Below are 17,329 nucleotides of genomic sequence, written 5' to 3' on the forward strand. Positions count from 1 at the left end.
GAAAAAAGTCAGACATACAATATGGATACCATCAGCCTCCTCGCTCTGCTTCTAAGTCTCTCGGCGGGGTTCAGTATTCTCAATCACCACACGTTGCGTCTTCCTGTGACGATTGGTGTACTGGTCTTCTCATTACTGGCCTCTCTGCTGGTTATGGTCCTGAATCCGTTGATACCGTCCTATGATCTTCAGGCTCTCCCGCGATCTGTTCTCGGAGCCATCAATCTTCCCATGGCCCTCCTGAATGGCGCGCTGTCCCTGCTTCTGTTTGCCGGGGCCACGCAGGTAGATGTCGGACATCTGCGCGCAAAGCTTGCCTCCGTGGCTGCTCTCTCTGTTCTGGGAACCGTTCTGGCTGTTGCCTTCCTGGCAATCGTGGCATGGTACCTTTTCCCTCTGTTAGGTCATACCGTTCCTTTCACATGGTGCATCGTCTTGGGGGCTATCCTCGCGCCGACTGATCCCGTTTCGGTTGTCGGGATGCTGAAACGTCTCGGACTGCCTGGCCCCCTGCAGGCTGTTTTCGCAGGTGAGAGTCTGTTCAATGACGGCGTGGGCGTAGTGATTTTCGGCGTCACGATAGGACTGGCGACCGGGGACAGCCAAGGAGTGACCGCCTCCGAGATTGCTCTGAGTTTTTGCCGCGAGGCGATCGGTGGCGGTCTGCTGGGCGCACTGACCGGATTGATTGCACTCCGTATACTTAAGGGACAGCGGGATCCGCACATTGATCTGCTGACGTCACTGGCGCTTGCGACCGGAACCTTCAGCATTGCCAACCAACTTGGCATGTCGGGTGCGATTGCCGTCGTGGTGGCGGGACTGTGCTTTGGCACAAGCTACAGCCATTCCGTTTTTGATGAGGCATCCCGCAAAGAACTCGACGTCGCATGGACACTCATTGACGAGGTGCTAAACGTCTTGTTGTTCATGCTGATTGGCTTTGAAATTCTTGAGATCACGCCGCATCTGTTTGCGGTGCTGGCGACACTTGCCGTGATACCGCTATCCATTGCCGTGCGGGCATTAAGCGTGCTGTTTTCAACGCTTCCGGTTCATCTCAGGCAATGGGAACGAGGGCGTGTTCTTGGTATCCTGACCTGGGGCGGTCTGCGTGGCGGCATCTCGGTTTCGCTGGCACTTGGATTACCGCCCGGAGAGTTACGGGAGCTGCTACTGCCTGTCTGTTACGGCGTGGTGGTGTTTACGATCATTGTCCAGGGGCTAACCATGGAGCGGGTTGCCTGTAGACTTTATCCGTCCTCTACGCTTGGACCTCAATAATACAGCCCTTATTATTTGAAGGGCAGCACCGCATGGAGGACAGTAATGCCCGATTTATCATGTTTTTCAACAGATAGCCGATATTCCGCTTAACCCTCGTCTTTCGGTGTCCGCAAGTGTCCAGTGGTCTACAGCTCCAAAGAATTATTATCAGCGCCGACCGTACTTTGTCACAGGCTCCCGAACCGGACGCGGGCGGCTTCGGTTACAGGTGTGAACAAACTAATGATAGTCCCCTCGGGGTCGCGGAACTGGAGCGTGCGGTTACCCCAAGGCAGCGTCTTGGGTTCGATCAGAAATTCCACCTTGCCTTTCAGACGCGTGAATTCAGCGTCCACGTCCTCGACCCTGAATTCAAGGATGGCCGTGCGATTGGCGCCTGGCTCAGCACTTCCTTCCATGAACAACGCCACTGTTTCGGTACTACCGATCGCAATTCTCGCACCAGAGGTTACGATTTCGGCAAACTGAGGCGCAAGCCATTCGGCAGAATGCCCGGTCACCAGCTCATAAAAAGCAACCATCGTAGTGATGTCGGCGGCAATGAGACGGATAGAGGCGAATGTCATCGGTAAGTTCCTATGCAGGTTGTGTTCCCCGCTTTTTGGCACAATCATGCTGACAGCATCCTGTCAGCATGATTGCAGAACCTTTGCGTAGCACCGATCGCCTTTTTCAGATCATCCAGATCCTGCGCCGGTCGTCTCGCCCCGTTACGGCGAGGATGCTGTCCGAGGAGCTGGAAGTCTCCATCCGCACGATTTATCGCGACGTCGCACATTTGATCGGCCAACGCGTCCCCATTTCAGGAGAAGCAGGCGTTGGGTACATTTTGGGGCCCGGATATGACATGCCACCCCTTGCACTGCTCCCGGCTGAGCTTGAAGCAATCATTCTGGGAGCACAGTGGGTGGCGGCCCATGGCGAAAAGGAACTGTCACGCGCCGCATTGGACGTGCTCACCAAGGTTAAAGCGGTTATCCCCCCGGCCTTGCAGCCGTTTATCAGTATTCCAAGCACAGCAACAAAGCTGCCGCTCGATGCATTACAAGGCAAAGATGACAGAGCGAGCCTTCGAGCGGCCATTCGTGCAGGAATGAAGTTACGCCTGCATTATCGGGATCAACAAGGCGAGGTCACCGAGCGTATAGTATGGCCAGTTGTTCTCGGTTATTCGGACATCACGTGCATGTTGATCGCCTGGTGCGAGTTGAGGCAGGGATTTCGTCACTTCCGTACGGACCGGATACACGCGGTAGAAATTTTGGATGAGAAAATAGGTGAGCCTCGCTCCCGACTGTTTCAACGCTGGAAAGCGCAACGCATAACGGCACTCGCTAAAATTACGACTGAAACCGGTTGATCGTTTCCCCAGTCCTGCCAGTTGAGGACATTAACATCGCTCGACACATATTTTAGGCGAGTAGAAACGTCTGCTATTTTACGTTCGAGCACGAATAACGGACATTCCGCTTTCCCCTAAACGGTCTGTCCGCTTAAGGAATGTGAAGCAGACATGCGGCGGGCGCCTCTTCTCGAACATACAGGAGGTTGGGAACGATTCCCGAAAGCCGGCATTAATCATCCGACGCTCTGCCGGCAAAGACGGATAGCGGATTTGCGCAAGTATTTCACCCTGTGGACGTTCGAATCTCACCGGGCGGGCCGGAAACGATGATGATGGGCACTGTTCCTACTCAGTAGCCACCTAGGGCCCGCTATGACCCGCCCCTGCGGCTGAACGAGATATTATGACGTTTCAAAGGAACGGATAGGATAAGATGGATTTTTGACCGACCTTCGGCCAGTGCGTTTATGGACTTGGCCGTCATCCACTATCCACTGACCGGTGCTGTTCGAGCTTAGCGGAAACAGACCTTGGAGACCCATCTTCTCAAATCGAACGGCACGGAGCTTGCGCACATTATTCTATGTGCTATATTACATTAAATAGTGTGAATGTAAGCTGCCGACCGTGAATTATACGCAATTCCTCACCGAACTTGCTCGAGCAGGCTTAAGCGTTCGTGCGTTCGCGGAACTTCTCGGCATGAATCCAAACTCAATTTCCAACTATGCCCGAGCGGTTGAATTACCGGCCCACTTAGCATTGATAGCCGTTCTCATTGCTGAGATGAGCGTGCAGGGGCTGGATTATCGTCGCGTCATCACGAAGGTCAAAGTTACGCCCAAGAAGCCGCGTGGTCGCGCGAAACGCGGCCATTTCGGTGGCTACCCGCAAGTCGTGCTGGATCTAGGCGCATGACGGCCGCGGTTCCGCTGACGCTGGAACGCGTGGGCCACGCACTTGCATGGCCCGAACCCGGAGACATCCTTGACCCTAAAGGCGCGGGCGTCGCAATCTACACAGACTTGCTACGTGCTAAGATCGGCTCCGCCCTTACTCGGATCGTTGGCGCGGCGACGACACGTATTGGCATGCTTGTGGCAGACCCGGACGCCGTCACGACGGAACCACTGTTGGCGATTGTTGTAGAGTTCGCCTCTCCGGCAAGCGATGAGAGCCTGCGCGAATTGCATCGGTTGGCCTGGAATTTCTCCCACAGCCCGACGTTAGTGACGATCGAACCGCAGTTGCTCAGGGTCTGGAGCTGCTGTGAAGCACCAAATGATAGGGCGCCGATCACCGACAGGACAGTGTACTCCGTCAACGCCGAAGCTATCGAGAAAAGCTATTCGATGCAGGATAGCGCCGCTCGAACCCTTCATTGGATAAGCCTCGTCTCGGGCGAATTCTTCGCTTCCTATGCTGCGCGTTTCGACCGCGATGGCCGGGCCGACCAGATGCTACTGTCGAATCTCCGCGAAATTCGGACACGGCTGACAGATGGTGGGCTCGATGACGATGATATTTGCCATGATCTGCTCGCCCGGGTCATCTTCGTCCAGTTTCTTTTCGACCGCAAAGATACCGATGGTGCAGCTGCGCTCAACCAGGCAAAGCTTGCCAAACTGCATGCCGATGGCTTGCTTCGGGCGCGCCATCCAGATTTCTCTTCGCTTCTGAACGACTATGAGGACAGTTACGCCCTTTTCGAATGGCTGAACAGGCGGTTCAACGGTGACCTCTTTCCCGGCAAAGGTGATACACCGGAAGCGCAAGCAGAAGGCTGGAAACGTGAGCGCGAGCGGGTCAGACCGGAGCATCTGAAACTGTTGGCGGACTTCATTCGCGGCGATCTCGACATGCCGTCTGGGCAGGCCGCGCTGTGGCCTCTATACGCATTCGACGTCATCCCGCTGGAATTCATCAGCAGTATCTACGAGACTTTCGTTACGGAGCGCGCGGCGAGCGATGGCATTTTTTATACGCCACCACATCTCGTCGACTTTATTCTCGACCGGGTTCTCCCGTGGGACAGGACCGACTGGGATCTGAAGATCCTCGATCCAGCCTGTGGATCAGGCATTTTTCTTGTAAAAGCCTTTCAGAGGCTGGTTCACAGATGGAAGCTTGCCCATCCAGGCGTGAAACCGAAGGTCGAAACCTTGCGGCGGATGCTTGAGCGCAATCTGTTCGGCGTCGACAAAGACCCTCATGCGGTGCGTGTCGCTTGCTTCAGCCTCTATCTGGCCATGTGCGACGAGATCGAACCGCGTCATTACTGGACGCAAGTTCTTTTCCCGACCATGCGCGACAGACAACTAATCTGCTCGGATTATTTCACTGAGGACCGAGCTGGGTTTGGTTCGAAAAATGCCGGAGGCCGTTACGACCTCATCATCGGCAACGCCCCATGGGGCGACAGCCTTGTCACACCGGAAGCGATCGACTGGGCGAAAGAGGAGGTCCCCCCTTGGGCCATCGCGAACAAGGACATTGGCGGCCTTTTCCTTGCCAAGTCGACGCATCTACTAAAACCGGAAGGCCAGCTTGCGTTAATACAGTCAGCCAACGCGTTGCTCTTCAACATGAGTCCGACAGCAGTGCGGTTTCGCGAACAACTCTTTTCGCGTCGACGGATCACAGCGATCTACAATCTCTCAGCGCTGCGCTTCAAGGTGTTCAAGCGCAAGACCCACACACCAAAGCGATCAACCTCTCCTGCATGTATTGTCATTATCCGACCAGGGACACCGTCGCACGATGATCGTATCGCCTATGTCAGCCCAAAATCGCTGAAACCGCTCGTCGACGAGTTTACTGTTGTTGTCGAACCACGAGATGTCCGCTGGCTCAGCGTGCGGGATGCGTTGAATGATCGATCCATATGGTCTGTGCTGATGTGGGGTGGTCCACGCGACCGTGTGTTGATCGACCGGTTACGCCGTTTTCCGACATTGGAAAGTCTGAAGGAGAGCGGCGTGAGGAGCGGTCGCGGCATTCAATATGGCGACGGCAAGAAGCGGGTCGAAAGCCTGTCAAGTCATCGCTTGTTCGATGAGCGAAGGTTCAACAGCACTGACCTGTTAACGTTTGATGCGGACAGTCTGCCGCTTGCCGGGACGCTCTTGCTTGACGGCAGAATGTCGAGTGATTTTGGAGCTTATACCTATCCCCAGCTGATTATGAAGCGGAGTTGGAGGAAGAAGTCCGCGCGTTTCGAGGCACGTCTTGCCCAGACGGCAAGGCGTCAGAATGTTGTCTGTAACCAGAGCTATGTGTCAGTCCATGGGCCGGCCCCAGTGCTCGCCGCTGCGTGTCTCGCGTTCAACAGCGCCATCACAACCTATTTTCTCCAACTCGCCAGCGGTCGTGCGGCCGCCTATCGTCCCGAGGTGCTAATCGACGAGGTAAGGCGCATACCCTTGCCCAAGCTGGCACATGTGACACTCGACAAACTTACGAGCCAGAAAGAAATTGACGAGGCAGCCTTCAAGGCCTTCGGACTGAACGACGCTGAGCAGGTGTTGATCGAGGATTTGGCGAACGAGGTTATTCGCGATTTTCGAGGGAGCGCGACACAATCCGAGCATCGGACGACGATAGACGTCGGGAGCGATGATCGCGAAGCCACTCTAAGAGATTATTGTAGTTACTTCATGCGCGTCATCAAGGCGGGCTTCGGCGCTGATCGCATCATTCGGGCGACTATTTTCAGCTACGGCGATGACCAGAAGCCGCTACCTTATCGCCTGGTCGGGTTCCGCCTGTGCGATGGCGGCGATGACGGGATCGAAGTCGAGCAGCTCGAAAGCGGCGCTTTGCTTGACCAGATGGAAGCTCTCGATCGTCAAGAGGGAGGTAAGCGGCGCGGTATCTACGAAGGCAAGGCTTTTCGGCTTTATGATGGTCGCTCGGGAACGCCGATGATCTTCATCCTAAAGCCCGATATGCGGCGCCACTGGCTGCGCAGTGTTGCCTTGGAAGATGGTGATGATGTCTCGCTTGACCTGTTCCGATGGCGACAGGGCGTGCTCGATGCAGAAAGTATGCGCTGATGAGCGCGATGGATTGGAGAAAGCCGCTACAGCCGATCGATCCGGCATTTGTCGTGCAGGTCGCCACATGGCTCAATCGTCCGGACGAGAAGCTGCTTAATCTTGTATGGGCAGCCTATGACCAACTGATCCACGATCAGCCCTCCATTGATGGACGCGACCTTGAACGCAGCATCAGCCAACTCCTCGAACCGCGCGTCCGGGACGCCATGTCCGGCTTCGAGCCTTTCTACGTTCAGCATGGTACATTCGAGCGCGAAACAATGGCGAAGCCACCAGCACAGCCGCCGGAATATGACCTTGCCTTCGTCTGGCGGGCCGACGAACGTGTTATCTGGCCACTCGAGGCCAAAGTGCTCGAAACCCCAGGCAGGCTCGCCGACTATGATCACGATCTGCGTTTCGAGTTTCTGACTTGCCGCTATGCACCCTTCACAGCATCTGGAGCCATGGTCGGTTATTTGTTATCGGGAACGGCGGAAGAAGCACTTCAGCGGATTGCCGTCAAAATCGGCACCGCGCTCGAAAAGATATCTGACAAAGATATTCGGCCGCAGCGGATCTCTCAGCACGCCCGACAGGTTCCCAAAGACAAACCTTATCCCGCAGACTTTACCTGCTACCATCTGGTCCTAGAATTTACTGGTTTGCGCCGCGATCAGGGACCTCAATGAACGATCCTTTTTATTGGGAGCGGTCCTTCGGTATTTCATTAGCGAACATCAAAAACAGGTCGACAACAGTCGCTCGTGTCAGTGACGAGCTAAGAGCCTGTTTGGAAAATCACGGGTGAGCATTTCTGCGCATGAGATTGGCGCCCATGGCGACGAAGATCATGGCCTGTGACACGTCGACGCGGCGCTCGTAGTCACGCACGAGCCGCCGCCAGCGGGTCATCCAGCCGAAAGTCCTCTCGACCACCCAGCGTCGCGGCAGCACCTCGAAGCCCTTTGCTCCGTCGCGGCGGCGGATGATCTCGACGATGAAATCCAGATAAGTCGCCTTGTCCATCAACTTCAGGCGGTCATAGGCACCATCGGCGAACAGATGCTTCACTCATGGCCAACGCTTGCGGATCGCATCCAGGATCATCTGGGCGCCGGCACTGTCGGAGATGTCGGCCGGGGTCAGGTTGACCATCAGGAGGCGCCCGTCCGTATCGACGGCAATATGACGCTTGCGTCCGACGACCTTCTTGCCGGCATCGCAACCCCTTGTCTTTGCATGAGGCGCCTTGATGCTCTGGCTGTCGATCATCGCCGCTGTCGGACTGGCCTCGCGGCCTGCCTGCTCCCGGTCGAGCATCAGTTCAACGTCATGAATGGTCTGGAACAGGAACCGTCGCGCCAGTTCCCGAAACCAGCCATAGACCGTGCGCCAGTGTCCGAAATGGATCGGCAGTATGCGCCAACCGCAGCCTGAACGAACAAGATAGCGCACCGCGTTGATCACCTCACGAAATTCTACCTCCCGTGGACGGCCACGACGCCCAGGGCCTGGCATCAATGGCGCAATCCGCTCCCATTCCTCGTCCGTCATGTCAGACGGGTAGCGTTTCGTCTTGCGGCTGATCCTGGCCATCCGGCCCCTCTGCTCTGGCGTCCACATCCAGAGCTTGAATCACATCAGAGCGATTTTCCAAACAGGCTCTAAGAGCCTTTTTGGAAATTCAACGTGATGGGGTTTTCAGGGAGTCTGGTGCGTGATTCAAACTCTGGATGTGGACGCCAGAGCAGAGAGGCCGAATGGCCGACATTACAGGCAAGACGAAGCGTTATCCGTCAGACCTGACCGATGAAGAATGGGAGCGCATAGCGCCCCTGATGCCTCCTGCGAACCGGCGTGGCCGGAAACGGGCGATCGATTTTCGCGAGATCATCAATGCGCTGCGCTATCTTGTCCGCTCGGGTTGTGGCTGGGAGATGCTGCCGGTCCACTTTGGTCCCTGGCAGACCATCTACTGGTGGTTCCGCAGGCTGATGCGCCGTTTTCTGTTCCAGACGATCCATGATGTCTGCCTGATGCTGGATCGTGAAGCAGCGGGACGCGAAGCCACTCCATCCGGTGGTGTCATCGACAGCCAGAGCATCAAGGCACCCCATGCAAAGGCCCGCGGTTATGACGCTGGCAAGAAGATCGTTGGTCGTAAGCGCCATATTGCGGTTGATACCGATGGCCGACTGCTTCTGGTCAGGCTGACACGCGCCGATATTTCAGATAGCGCGGGAGGGCAGATGATCCTGGATGCCATCCGCAAACGCTGGCCGTGGGTGAAACATCTCTTCGCCGATGGCGCCTATGACCGCCTCCAGTTGATGGATAAAGCCGCCTTTCTCGACTTTACGGTCGAGATCATTCGGCGCTCAGACACCGCAAAAGGGTTTGAGGTTCTGCCACGACGCTGGGTCGTTGAACGCACCTTCGGGTGGATGATCCGCTGGCGTCGTCTGGTAAAGGATTACGAGCAACGGATAGACGTGGCAGAGGCCATGATTCACATCGCCATGGGAGGCCTCATGCTACGCCGAAATGCTCATCCCTGAATTTCCAAAAGGGCTCTCATAAGAGGGTATGTGTTTTAAATAATAAAGTCGATATTAAGAATTTATCTTGGTCTAACGCTTCAATACACAATAATACATTCTACATAACCGGAAGTGTGGGAAGTAAAAAATTCGACCACCTGTTGTTCGACACGGGATCTAGCCTTTTTACGATCCAAATACCGCCTGTTATTTGGGATAATATGGATGGCGACACCACAGACGCACCAGCCATTCCAGGTAGAACATACGACGGTAAAAGCTCTGTAATAATAAGCAAAATCATGAAAGACGGTGTTACTATTGGCCCTCTCACTTTGCGTAGGCCGGTGGTTTATCAGAGCTCTGATACATTAACAGCTATAATCGCTAATCGTGGAGCCGATGGCTTGGTAGGAAACGCCGCTTTTTTCCGAAATACTGTAATATTAGATTTAAGAAATCCGGCGCGATTTGGCGTATCAAATGATGCATTTGACAATAAGCATGCTCGCTAACTCTAGCGACTGAGGAGACTTGCGGGAGCTGCTGTTGCTTGTATGTTACGGCGTAGTGGTGTTTGCGATTATTGTGCAGGAGCTAACCATGGAGCGTGTTGCCTGCAAACTCTATTCATCCTCTACGCTTGGGCCGCAATAATACGCCTCTGATTATTTGAAGTACCGCTTCGTAAGGAGAAAGTAATGGCAGCTTTATCATATTTTTCAACAGATAGCCGACCTACCAGTTCCCCCCAAATCAGCCGTTGGCGCTTTGAGGGAGTGGAAGCAGTTCGCTGAGACGTGCAGCTGGATGGCCATCGACCATACGCGTCAACACGTCACGCAGCCAGGCAAACGGCTCGATCCCATTGAGCTTGGCGGTTTCGATCAGGGATGCCACGATGGCCCATCGGTTGGCGCCGCCTTCGCTACCCGCGAACAAAGCATTCTTACGACCGAGCGTGACGGGTCGAATAGCCCGTTCCACCGGATTGGTGTCGAGATCTATGCGCCCGTCCCCGACAAAGCGCGCGAGATCATCCCAGCGGTTCAACGCATAGCGGATTGCTTCTGCCAGTCTGGCGCGAGAGGGCAGCAAAGCCAGTTTTTGTCGGAGCCAGAGTTCCAGCGCCTCAACACGCGGTCGACTGTGCTCCTCCCGAAGGGTTTTGCGTTGATCAGGCGGCAGCCCCCGAAGGGATGCCTCAATCTCATACAGAGACCGGATCTGCACCAAAGCTTCGGTGGCCATTGGTGATCCGGTCTTGTGCAGTTCATAAAACTTACGGCGCGTGTGCGCCCAGCAGGCCGCCAGATGGATTTTTCCGTTCTGTGTCAGCTGCTCAAACCCGGCATAACCGTCGACTTGCAGAACGCCGCGATAGGTCTTCAAATGACGGGCAGGCCAGAAGGCCGTGCGATCTGGTGTCGCATAAAACACCACGGCGGGTGGGGCCGTACCGCCGAAGGAACGGTCGTCGCGCGTGTAGGCCCAAAGCCGTCCAGTTCGGGTGCGTCCGCGTCCCGGATCAAGGATGGGTAGTGAGGTGTCGTCCGCGAAAACCCGTTCTGCGGCACAAACATGGTTCATCAACTGATCGCGCAGCGGGGACAGCCACCAGGCGGCAGCCTTGACCCAATCGGCCAGCGTGGAACGCGCGAGAGCGACACCGTGACGGGCCAACATCTGGCTTTGGCGATACAGCGGCAGGTGATCGCAATAGCGACTGGTCAGCACATGCGCGATCAGACCCGGCGTGGCGAGACACCCTTCGGCGATGCGCTCAGGCGCCGGAGCCTGATGCAGCGTACCGCAGGCGCGACACGCGCATTTGGGCCGGTTGATCCGCACGACCCGCACCGAGGCCGGAACCCAGTCCAGCATTTCACTGGTGGTCGTGCCTGCGTCGCGCAATGCGCCGCCGCAGGACGGGCAGGCTGTCACGTCGGACAGGATTGTCACGTCCGTGCGCGGCAGGTGCTCTGGCAGGGATTTGCGATGCGGTGGTTTTACGATCGGTGCTGTGCCGTTGAGATCCGGTAGTGTCGTGGAGATTGGCGTTATAGGGGGCAGTTGGGCAGCATCAGCGTCCAGCGTCAACAGAAGCTGGTCGGGTTCAAGTGTCTCGGCGCGACGACCGAACCGGGCGCGCTGGAACCCCCTGATCATCTGCCGCAAGCGGTCAATCTCGATCTGTCTCTCATCGACTGCGCCTGCTAGATCCCGCACCATGGTCTGCAGGGTGATTGGATCAAATGGCAGGCTGTCGAGGGCAATCCGCATATCTATAAAATGCCAGTTTTCTGCGGGTTTGTGCAAGAAAAATCGGCGTGTTTTACCCTGCCATCAGCCTGCGTCGCGCGGGGGCCTGTGCCCGCCAGTCCAATCCTTCCAGAAGCATCGACAATCGGGCCGGGGTTAGCAAAACTGTCGCCGGTTCTCCGGGGCTGGCCTGTGTGACAGGCCATGTAAAGATTCCCTGATCAAGGCGTTTGGCATACAGGCACATGCCGTTGCCATCGTGATACAACAGCTTGATCAGTCCGGCCTTTCGGCCGCGAAACACAAAGACATGCCCGCTGAACGGATCGGCCCGCAGCGTCTCCTGCACCAGCACCGACAACCCGTCGATCCCCTTGCGCAGATCGGTGTAGCCCAGGGCCACATGGACCCGGACATGGGGTGGCAGGGTGATCATCGGGGTGTCGCCAGAACATCCAGAATGGCCCGCAGCGAAGCGAGTTCTATCTGCACAGGGACGCGCAGGAAAGTACCGTTGGGCAAGCCGATCTGTATGTCTTGTCCAGAAGAAAGAGGCGCTATGGCGTGCACGTCGCGCAGTGGTGGGGGCATCGAAGCTGTCGGTAAAGACGCTGTCGCGTCGGAAGTCAGTTGCACGGTCGCGAAAAGGGGTGGTGGATCTGGAAGTGTTGCGGGCTGATGTGGGCCTGGGATCGGCTCGGCCAGTTCCTTGAGCCAGCGATAGAGCATGCTGGGAGCGAGGTTATGCGCCTTTGCATATTTCCACGTGGACATACCGGATTGCAGCAGGTTCCACACAACATCCTGTCGCTCAGCCTTGGTCCATTTACGGCGCCGAAACTGACGATCCGATAGCAATTGAGCCATGATGACAGGGCGGTCACCTCCAAGGGACGATGAAGAGACGTCTCTCCAGTGTCTCTTGGAGGTGAGCGCAGGCATTGGCTGTTTTTCTAAGGGTGCATCCTGCGCATCTACTTGCTGCGTCATTCGGGCCACCCCGCGCCGGAAACTTCGCGGTGCCAAGCCGTGCTCTCTGCAATAAGCCGCGCGGGTCAAGCCGGACATCTGCCATGCATCGTGATGCTGTTGCCAATAATCCCAGCCAAAACCCGCCACGCTGCTCTCCTCTGCGCTGAATTCCAAGAAGACAGCACAGCCCATCGGACAATGTCAGCGTGTCACTCTCGGACGCTTACGCACAAAGGACTGATAGGCGCGTTTGAGATCCGCCTGGAGCCCGCTGTAGGGCAGGTTCTCCACCTGGGCGCGCAGGACCGCGCGTGCGGCATCACGGACCGGGATCAAACCTTCGATGATACGCGCGTGCTTCTGGAAAATGCCGTCCTTCTGCTCGCCTTTCTTGACCTTCACCGGCACAGACTGGCCGTCGATGATCTGGTGCAGCGCGCCCTTTTCGATCAGGTAGCTGCCTTCCTTGAGGCTCGCCCCCTCCCCTGCCGTGCCGACATCCGCACGTCGGCTGTCCCGCAGTGCCTCGACGTCAAGCGTCTGCGGCACCGGAAAGCGGGCTAACGCGGCCAGACGGGAGAGTGCGCTCGGCAGGGCGTCGTCGAGCATCAGCATCGGGTTCGGGGCACAGGTGTATTCCGGCCCGAACTGTCCGCTCGTCGAGCCATGCCGACCCAGCACCTGCTGGCCGTTCTCCGCAAAATAGCGGTTGATGCTGAGCGGGCCTTCACCCTCGTCTGTGTCGGGCAAGTCAGTGACCTCAAGCCAGGCGGTCCCGCCCGAGCTGTCCCCGATCTCGCGACGGCGCAGGACCAGCACGTCCACGACCACGTCCGTTCCGGCATCATCGCGCATAGCACCTGCCGGCAAGCGAACCGCACCGACCAGATCGGCCGTTTCGAACAGGTGCCGGCGCGCAGTGGCGTCGCGCTTGTCCATCGTCCAGCGTGACGTAACGAACAGACCCATGGCACCGGGGCGCAGGCGGGACACTGAGCGTGCGATGAAGTAGTCATGCAGCGACAGGCCAAGCCGCCCCAGTTCGTCCGTACCGCGCACCGTGCGGTTGCTGAACGGCGGGTTGCCGATGGCGAGGTCGAACTGCTCGGCAATTTTCGCCGTCGTGAAGTCCTCAGACCGGACCCACTGGTTCGGAAACAGCTTGCGGGCGATGCGGGCGGTCAGAGGGTCGTTCTCGATCGCCGTCCAGGCCGTCTTCGAGGCAAGTTTCTCCGGGATCGCGCCCATGAACAGACCCGTGCCACAGCCCGGCTCCAGCGCACGTCCGCCGCGGAACCCCATCTGCGCCACCAGATCCCACAGCGCATGCACGATCAGTTCCGGCGTGTAATGCGCGTACTGCGTGGCCCGCGCCAGTCCGGCCCGCTCCTGCTGGCTCGTCAGCGTCTCAAGCTGCACCCCGATCTCTTCCCAGCCCTGACGGAACGCTTCGCCCGGACGGGGGAACAGGCTGTTGGCCAGCTCCCCGGCTCCAAATCCTGTAAACCTCGCCAGCAAAGCCTGCTCGGACGGCGTTGCATTGCGGCCCTCCGTTTCAAGTTCGGTCAGAAGACGGATGGCGGCGAGGTTGTCCCGCGCCCGCGCTTTCCAGCCCTGTGCCAGCTCGCGTGTGCCGCAGAGACGAAAGTCGATCTTAGGCGCGACAACTGGGGCTGCGGCGGCTTCTTTCGCGAGGGATGCGGCCTCGTCGAGCGCACGATCTCCGGGCAGGTCGCCCCAGAACAGGGTGTTGCTGCCGCCACCAAGGGCGGAAGTGTCGAAAAAGCTGAGCTGGGTCTTGCTCATGGGAGAAACTCCGGACAAGCGGCAGCGCCCGGTCTGCGCGGGGGCAAACCGGGGGGCCGGAAAACAAACAGGATGGGTTTGGGCGAAAGGCGCTCAGGCCTTCCGGATCAGGTCACAGCGGACCGAAGCGCAGGGAGATCTGTTCGCGCTCACTGTGGGACAGACGCGACAGGGCCTCACGGTGATAGGGCGATCCCTGACGGGCCTGGCGCGCGACCTGCCACCAGGCATTCTGGTCCGAGCAGGTCACGCCGCGCAGCTGGGTGTCAGCGTGCTCCGGGCCGCAGCCTTCGATGATGGTCCAGCCCTCGCGGTGGGCCTGAACCAGGCTGAAATTCTGTGTGGGGGTTGGGCGTGTGAGGGCCATGACGGGCATCGTCTGCTTTCTCCTTTCTGACCCTTTCCGGCGAGCGCGGCGTCGTTCTGGGCCGCAAGGGCGACGCCAAGCGTCGGGACCGCCCGGCCCGCAGCGCCAGCGAGGACACGGACGGACCCACCCCTTGCGGCACAGAACGATCCCGTGGTGCCTCACCTCCTCCCTCTTCCTTTTCTTTCCTCTCCTTCCTTTACTGGCCGCGTCTTGCGCGACCTGTGCCGTAATGATCGAAGGCGGGAGACTATTTTCCAAACAAACGCAGGAACCTGTTAACGCCTCGTGCAGTATTCTCTGCAGCAGCTTGAAATCATGACCTGTGCGCCCCACTTACAGTGGCATTTCCAGGACCCCGAGGGACATTTATGACTGACCTGACCGAAACCCAGACACACCCTCACACTGATCTTATGCCACTGACGGCCGACATCGTGGCCGCCTATCTGTCGCAGAACGCGCTCTCCGCCGACCAGCTTCCTGGGCTGATCCGCAGCGTGCACAACGCCCTCGCCACCCCGACCAAGGCCGAGCCTGTCGCGGAAGAGGCCCCGACCCCAGCTGTCCACCCGAAGCGCTCTGTGTTTCCGGACTACATCATTTGCCTGGAAGACGGGAAAAAACTGAAGATGCTCCGCCGCCATCTCAAGACGGCCTACAACATGACGCCAGATGAATACCGGGCCCGATGGGGCCTGCCGAGCACGTATCCGATGGTCGCTCCGAGTTATTCGGAGAAGCGTTCATCCCTGGCACGCGAGATCGGGTTGGGCTCCACCCCCCGCGCCACTGCGCCGCAGGAGCCCTCTCCTGAGGAAGAAACCCTTCCTCCAGTGACGAAGCTTCCCGAGAAACGTCGCGGCCGTCCGGCTCGCGCCTGAGACTAAACCGGCCCTCCTCCGGTGCCGAAGGCACCGGCCGGGTGGGTCCAATCCTCGGTTAGAACGGTCTGCAACGCACCGTCTGACAGACAGGCGGCGACCAGATCGGGCCGCGACCGGGCCGCCTGATAGACCGTCCCCTCGGACGACAGCTCGTCAAGCCCCCTGGCCCGCTTGAGCGTGCAGCCGAAGTTCTTTTCATATCTGACCAGTTTCGCAAACCTGTTCGCATCCATCCATTTCAGGGTGGCGAACTGGTCTGCATTGCCGAAGATACAAAACGCGCAGGACAGGCGCGAAAATCCGGCCTGATAGGGATAGGCTGGCATCACGCGCCAGCGTTTTAAGATAGCCCAGACTTCAGCCTCAACCCAGGCATGCACGGGCCTCCAGTGGTCGACATGCCGACGCCGCCGCGTGCCGTTTCTCGTGTCGGTGCGGTGAGGCTCAAAAGCCGCATATCGAGCCCGTGCCGGACTTTCCTCGGCGCGCTCGCCTGTCACGACCAAAGTACGGCAGTTGAGGAACTTGTCCTGTCCGCGCAAGGCACGGTCTGCCACGTCTATCTTGAGACTGGCCGAGCACCAGCGTACGGATAAACTGGCCGAGACCTGGGGAAAGCGCATACGCGTTCCCATTGGCCCCTGCCCTCCTGCTCTGATGGTCCCGTCAGGCGTTTCGAAGACAACCGGAGCTGTGGGCGCATTGTCCCGCAGCATTTCGCGCTCGAAGCCACCCTCGCGCCAGGAGCGGTAGAGCGGCAGGCTGAGATCCCGCGCGAGGGCTGCGACATACGGGCCTGTGGAGGACCAGTCCATGAAGGACGGCCCTGCCCATCCACCTCGTGATGCCAGAGCTCGATACGTTCGACCGGAGCACCGGCTTCCAGCAGGGCGAGCAGACAGGCCGTGCCGTCCTTGCCGCCCGACACGGCGACAATGATGCGGTCATAGGACGCGAGATCCGGGCTCATGAGGTCCACTGACTGACAGGCGCGCCTGTCCGCACCGAGCGGCACATCAAGGCGTGGGCGATCGGGCGTGCCCTCAATAGCAGCGCCTTTTCGTGGCGACCGTCCCAGGTCAGTCCCTCACAACGTGTCAGAAGCCCCATCTGGACGGCCGCTTCGTCGCGACAGGCACACACACGCTCATTGCCACCTGAGCTGCGGCGGCACGGCTCATCCGCAGAAGCGCCGCAGCCCGTGCAGGCAATCGTCAGAGCCTGATCACCGTCTTCCCAGTGCATGTTGCAGCGGCGGCAGGTTGTGGGTTCCTGCGTGTCGGTCCAGCGCATCTGAGGCCGGCCACGGGGGGTTGGAACAAAGGGAAACTGGTAGCGTCGCATGATGCTCGATCCATCTCTGGTTCTTCAAACATCCTTGCGACGGCGTGTCGGGCGACCGAGGTGCAACAGTGCCGCGCAGCGGCAGGATCGGCGTCACCCGCACCCACGCGCAGGCGGCCCAGCCGGCGAGCATGGGAAGGACGGACGCCGACCCACCTGTTGCAGCACGGGCGGCTGACAGGCAGCGGTTCTCCCATACGCCGATCCTACCTCTCCTTTTTTCCTCGTCTATTCTTCGTCTGTCAGTGCTGGTGAGGTAAGGGGGATACTTTCAGCAAGCCGCAGACAGCTAATGTTTCCGCAGTATTTACGGTCGGACTACCGTTTACCGCCCATGACAGGACAAGCTCCTCAAGCATCCGGGTCTACGGTCAGTCTACCAAGGGCAGGCACTGAAATGCGGAGCAGGGAGTGTTCACCACCATCCACATTCAGAACGTCGGTAGAAAGGAATACGGTCGGTCTACCGTTTACCGTCT

15 protein-coding genes and 4 pseudogenes are annotated in these 17,329 nt (G+C 58.2%); 9 read left to right on the forward strand and 10 right to left on the reverse strand.

Going from position 1 to position 17,329, the window contains the following annotated elements; all coding sequences use genetic code 11:
* Positions 1-21: 21 nt before the first annotated feature.
* Positions 22-1,284, forward strand: a complete 1,263-nt coding sequence (locus JK213_RS11145) for a sodium:proton antiporter (RefSeq protein ID WP_211571545.1) — start codon at positions 22-24, stop codon at positions 1,282-1,284.
* A 170-nt stretch (positions 1,285-1,454) separates the two neighbouring features.
* Here JK213_RS11145 and JK213_RS11150 read toward each other — a convergent pair whose 3' ends face one another.
* Positions 1,455-1,853 (reverse strand): VOC family protein, encoded by a 399-nt coding sequence (locus JK213_RS11150; RefSeq protein WP_211571548.1) that lies wholly within the window; start codon positions 1,851-1,853, stop codon positions 1,455-1,457.
* Between the two features lie 68 nt (positions 1,854-1,921).
* Here JK213_RS11150 and JK213_RS11155 point away from each other — a divergent pair, with 68 nt between their 5' ends.
* The 4 genes from JK213_RS11155 to JK213_RS11170 all read left to right on the forward strand — a co-directional run bounded on the left by JK213_RS11155 (position 1,922) and on the right by JK213_RS11170 (position 7,361).
* Complete coding sequence (locus JK213_RS11155) at positions 1,922-2,647, forward strand: YafY family protein (RefSeq protein ID WP_211571550.1); 726 nt, start codon at positions 1,922-1,924, stop codon at positions 2,645-2,647.
* A gap of 747 nt (positions 2,648-3,394) precedes the next feature.
* Entirely contained in the window at positions 3,395-3,550 is a 156-nt protein-coding gene (locus tag JK213_RS11160) for a hypothetical protein (protein WP_211571552.1), read from the forward strand.
* A complete protein-coding gene (locus JK213_RS11165) occupies positions 3,547-6,687 on the forward strand; it encodes a class I SAM-dependent DNA methyltransferase (RefSeq protein WP_211571553.1) in 3,141 nt (1,046 codons plus the stop codon). Before JK213_RS11160 ends, JK213_RS11165 begins: the two co-directional genes overlap by 4 nt.
* Positions 6,687-7,361: a hypothetical protein gene (locus tag JK213_RS11170; protein ID WP_211571555.1), complete on the forward strand. Its 675-nt coding sequence runs from the start codon at positions 6,687-6,689 to the stop codon at positions 7,359-7,361. Before JK213_RS11165 ends, JK213_RS11170 begins: the two co-directional genes overlap by 1 nt.
* A 109-nt stretch (positions 7,362-7,470) precedes the next feature.
* Here the strand turns inward: JK213_RS11170 and JK213_RS11175 are convergent.
* Positions 7,471-8,295: pseudogene (locus JK213_RS11175) on the reverse strand (IS5 family transposase).
* Between the two features lie 110 nt (positions 8,296-8,405).
* On the opposite strand from JK213_RS11175, the gene JK213_RS11180 reads away from it, so the two are divergent.
* Together JK213_RS11180 and JK213_RS16180 are read left to right on the forward strand one after the other, a co-directional pair.
* Positions 8,406-9,230 (forward strand): IS5 family transposase, encoded by an 825-nt coding sequence (locus tag JK213_RS11180; RefSeq protein WP_211571556.1) that lies wholly within the window; start codon positions 8,406-8,408, stop codon positions 9,228-9,230.
* A 510-nt stretch (positions 9,231-9,740) separates the two neighbouring features.
* Positions 9,741-9,869 (forward strand): annotated as a pseudogene (locus JK213_RS16180) (sodium:proton antiporter); the annotation flags it as partial.
* Positions 9,870-9,968: 99 nt separating this feature from the next.
* On the opposite strand, the gene tnpC reads toward JK213_RS16180, so the two are convergent.
* The 6 genes and pseudogenes from tnpC to JK213_RS11205 all read right to left on the reverse strand — a co-directional run bounded on the left by tnpC (position 9,969) and on the right by JK213_RS11205 (position 14,628).
* Positions 9,969-11,495 carry an IS66 family transposase gene (tnpC, locus tag JK213_RS11185; protein WP_211571557.1) on the reverse strand — a complete coding sequence of 509 codons (1,527 nt, stop codon included), beginning with the start codon at positions 11,493-11,495 and terminating at the stop codon, positions 9,969-9,971.
* A 52-nt stretch (positions 11,496-11,547) separates the two neighbouring features.
* A complete protein-coding gene (gene tnpB / locus JK213_RS11190; RefSeq protein WP_211566810.1) occupies positions 11,548-11,910 on the reverse strand; it encodes an IS66 family insertion sequence element accessory protein TnpB in 363 nt (120 codons plus the stop codon).
* A complete protein-coding gene (locus JK213_RS11195) occupies positions 11,907-12,341 on the reverse strand; it encodes a transposase (RefSeq protein ID WP_249197735.1) in 435 nt (144 codons plus the stop codon). Before JK213_RS11195 ends, tnpB begins: the two co-directional genes overlap by 4 nt.
* Before the next feature lie 114 nt (positions 12,342-12,455).
* Positions 12,456-12,638 (reverse strand): annotated as a pseudogene (tnpA, locus tag JK213_RS16185) (IS66 family insertion sequence element accessory protein TnpA); the annotation flags it as partial.
* Positions 12,639-12,668: 30 nt separating this feature from the next.
* Positions 12,669-14,252, reverse strand: a pseudogene (locus JK213_RS11200) (lactate dehydrogenase); the annotation flags it as partial.
* A gap of 112 nt (positions 14,253-14,364) precedes the next feature.
* The gene (locus JK213_RS11205) at positions 14,365-14,628 is read right to left on the reverse strand and encodes a hypothetical protein (protein ID WP_211571558.1); all 264 of its coding nucleotides are present in this window, start codon (positions 14,626-14,628) and stop codon (positions 14,365-14,367) included.
* Positions 14,629-14,990: 362 nt separating this feature from the next.
* On the opposite strand from JK213_RS11205, the gene JK213_RS11210 reads away from it, so the two are divergent.
* Entirely contained in the window at positions 14,991-15,503 is a 513-nt protein-coding gene (locus tag JK213_RS11210) for a MucR family transcriptional regulator (RefSeq protein ID WP_211571559.1), read from the forward strand.
* Between the two features lie 2 nt (positions 15,504-15,505).
* Here the strand turns inward: JK213_RS11210 and JK213_RS11215 are convergent, their stop codons facing one another.
* Positions 15,506-16,321: a phosphoadenosine phosphosulfate reductase family protein gene (locus JK213_RS11215; RefSeq protein ID WP_249200598.1), complete on the reverse strand. Its 816-nt coding sequence runs from the start codon at positions 16,319-16,321 to the stop codon at positions 15,506-15,508.
* Positions 16,322-16,347: 26 nt separating this feature from the next.
* Here JK213_RS11215 and JK213_RS15920 point away from each other — a divergent pair, with 26 nt between their 5' ends.
* On the forward strand, positions 16,348-16,488 hold the full coding sequence (locus tag JK213_RS15920; protein ID WP_249200600.1) for a hypothetical protein: 141 nt from the start codon (positions 16,348-16,350) through the stop codon (positions 16,486-16,488).
* Here JK213_RS15920 and JK213_RS11220 read toward each other — a convergent pair.
* Positions 16,473-16,850, reverse strand: coding sequence for a hypothetical protein (locus tag JK213_RS11220; RefSeq protein WP_211571630.1), 378 nt, complete (start codon positions 16,848-16,850; stop codon positions 16,473-16,475). The two genes, JK213_RS15920 and JK213_RS11220, sit on opposite strands and share 16 nt — an antisense overlap.
* Positions 16,851-17,329: the final 479 nt, after the last annotated feature.

The organism is Gluconobacter sp. Dm-44 (genome assembly GCF_018256175.1).
Lineage (GTDB): Bacteria > Pseudomonadota > Alphaproteobacteria > Acetobacterales > Acetobacteraceae > Gluconobacter > Gluconobacter cadivus.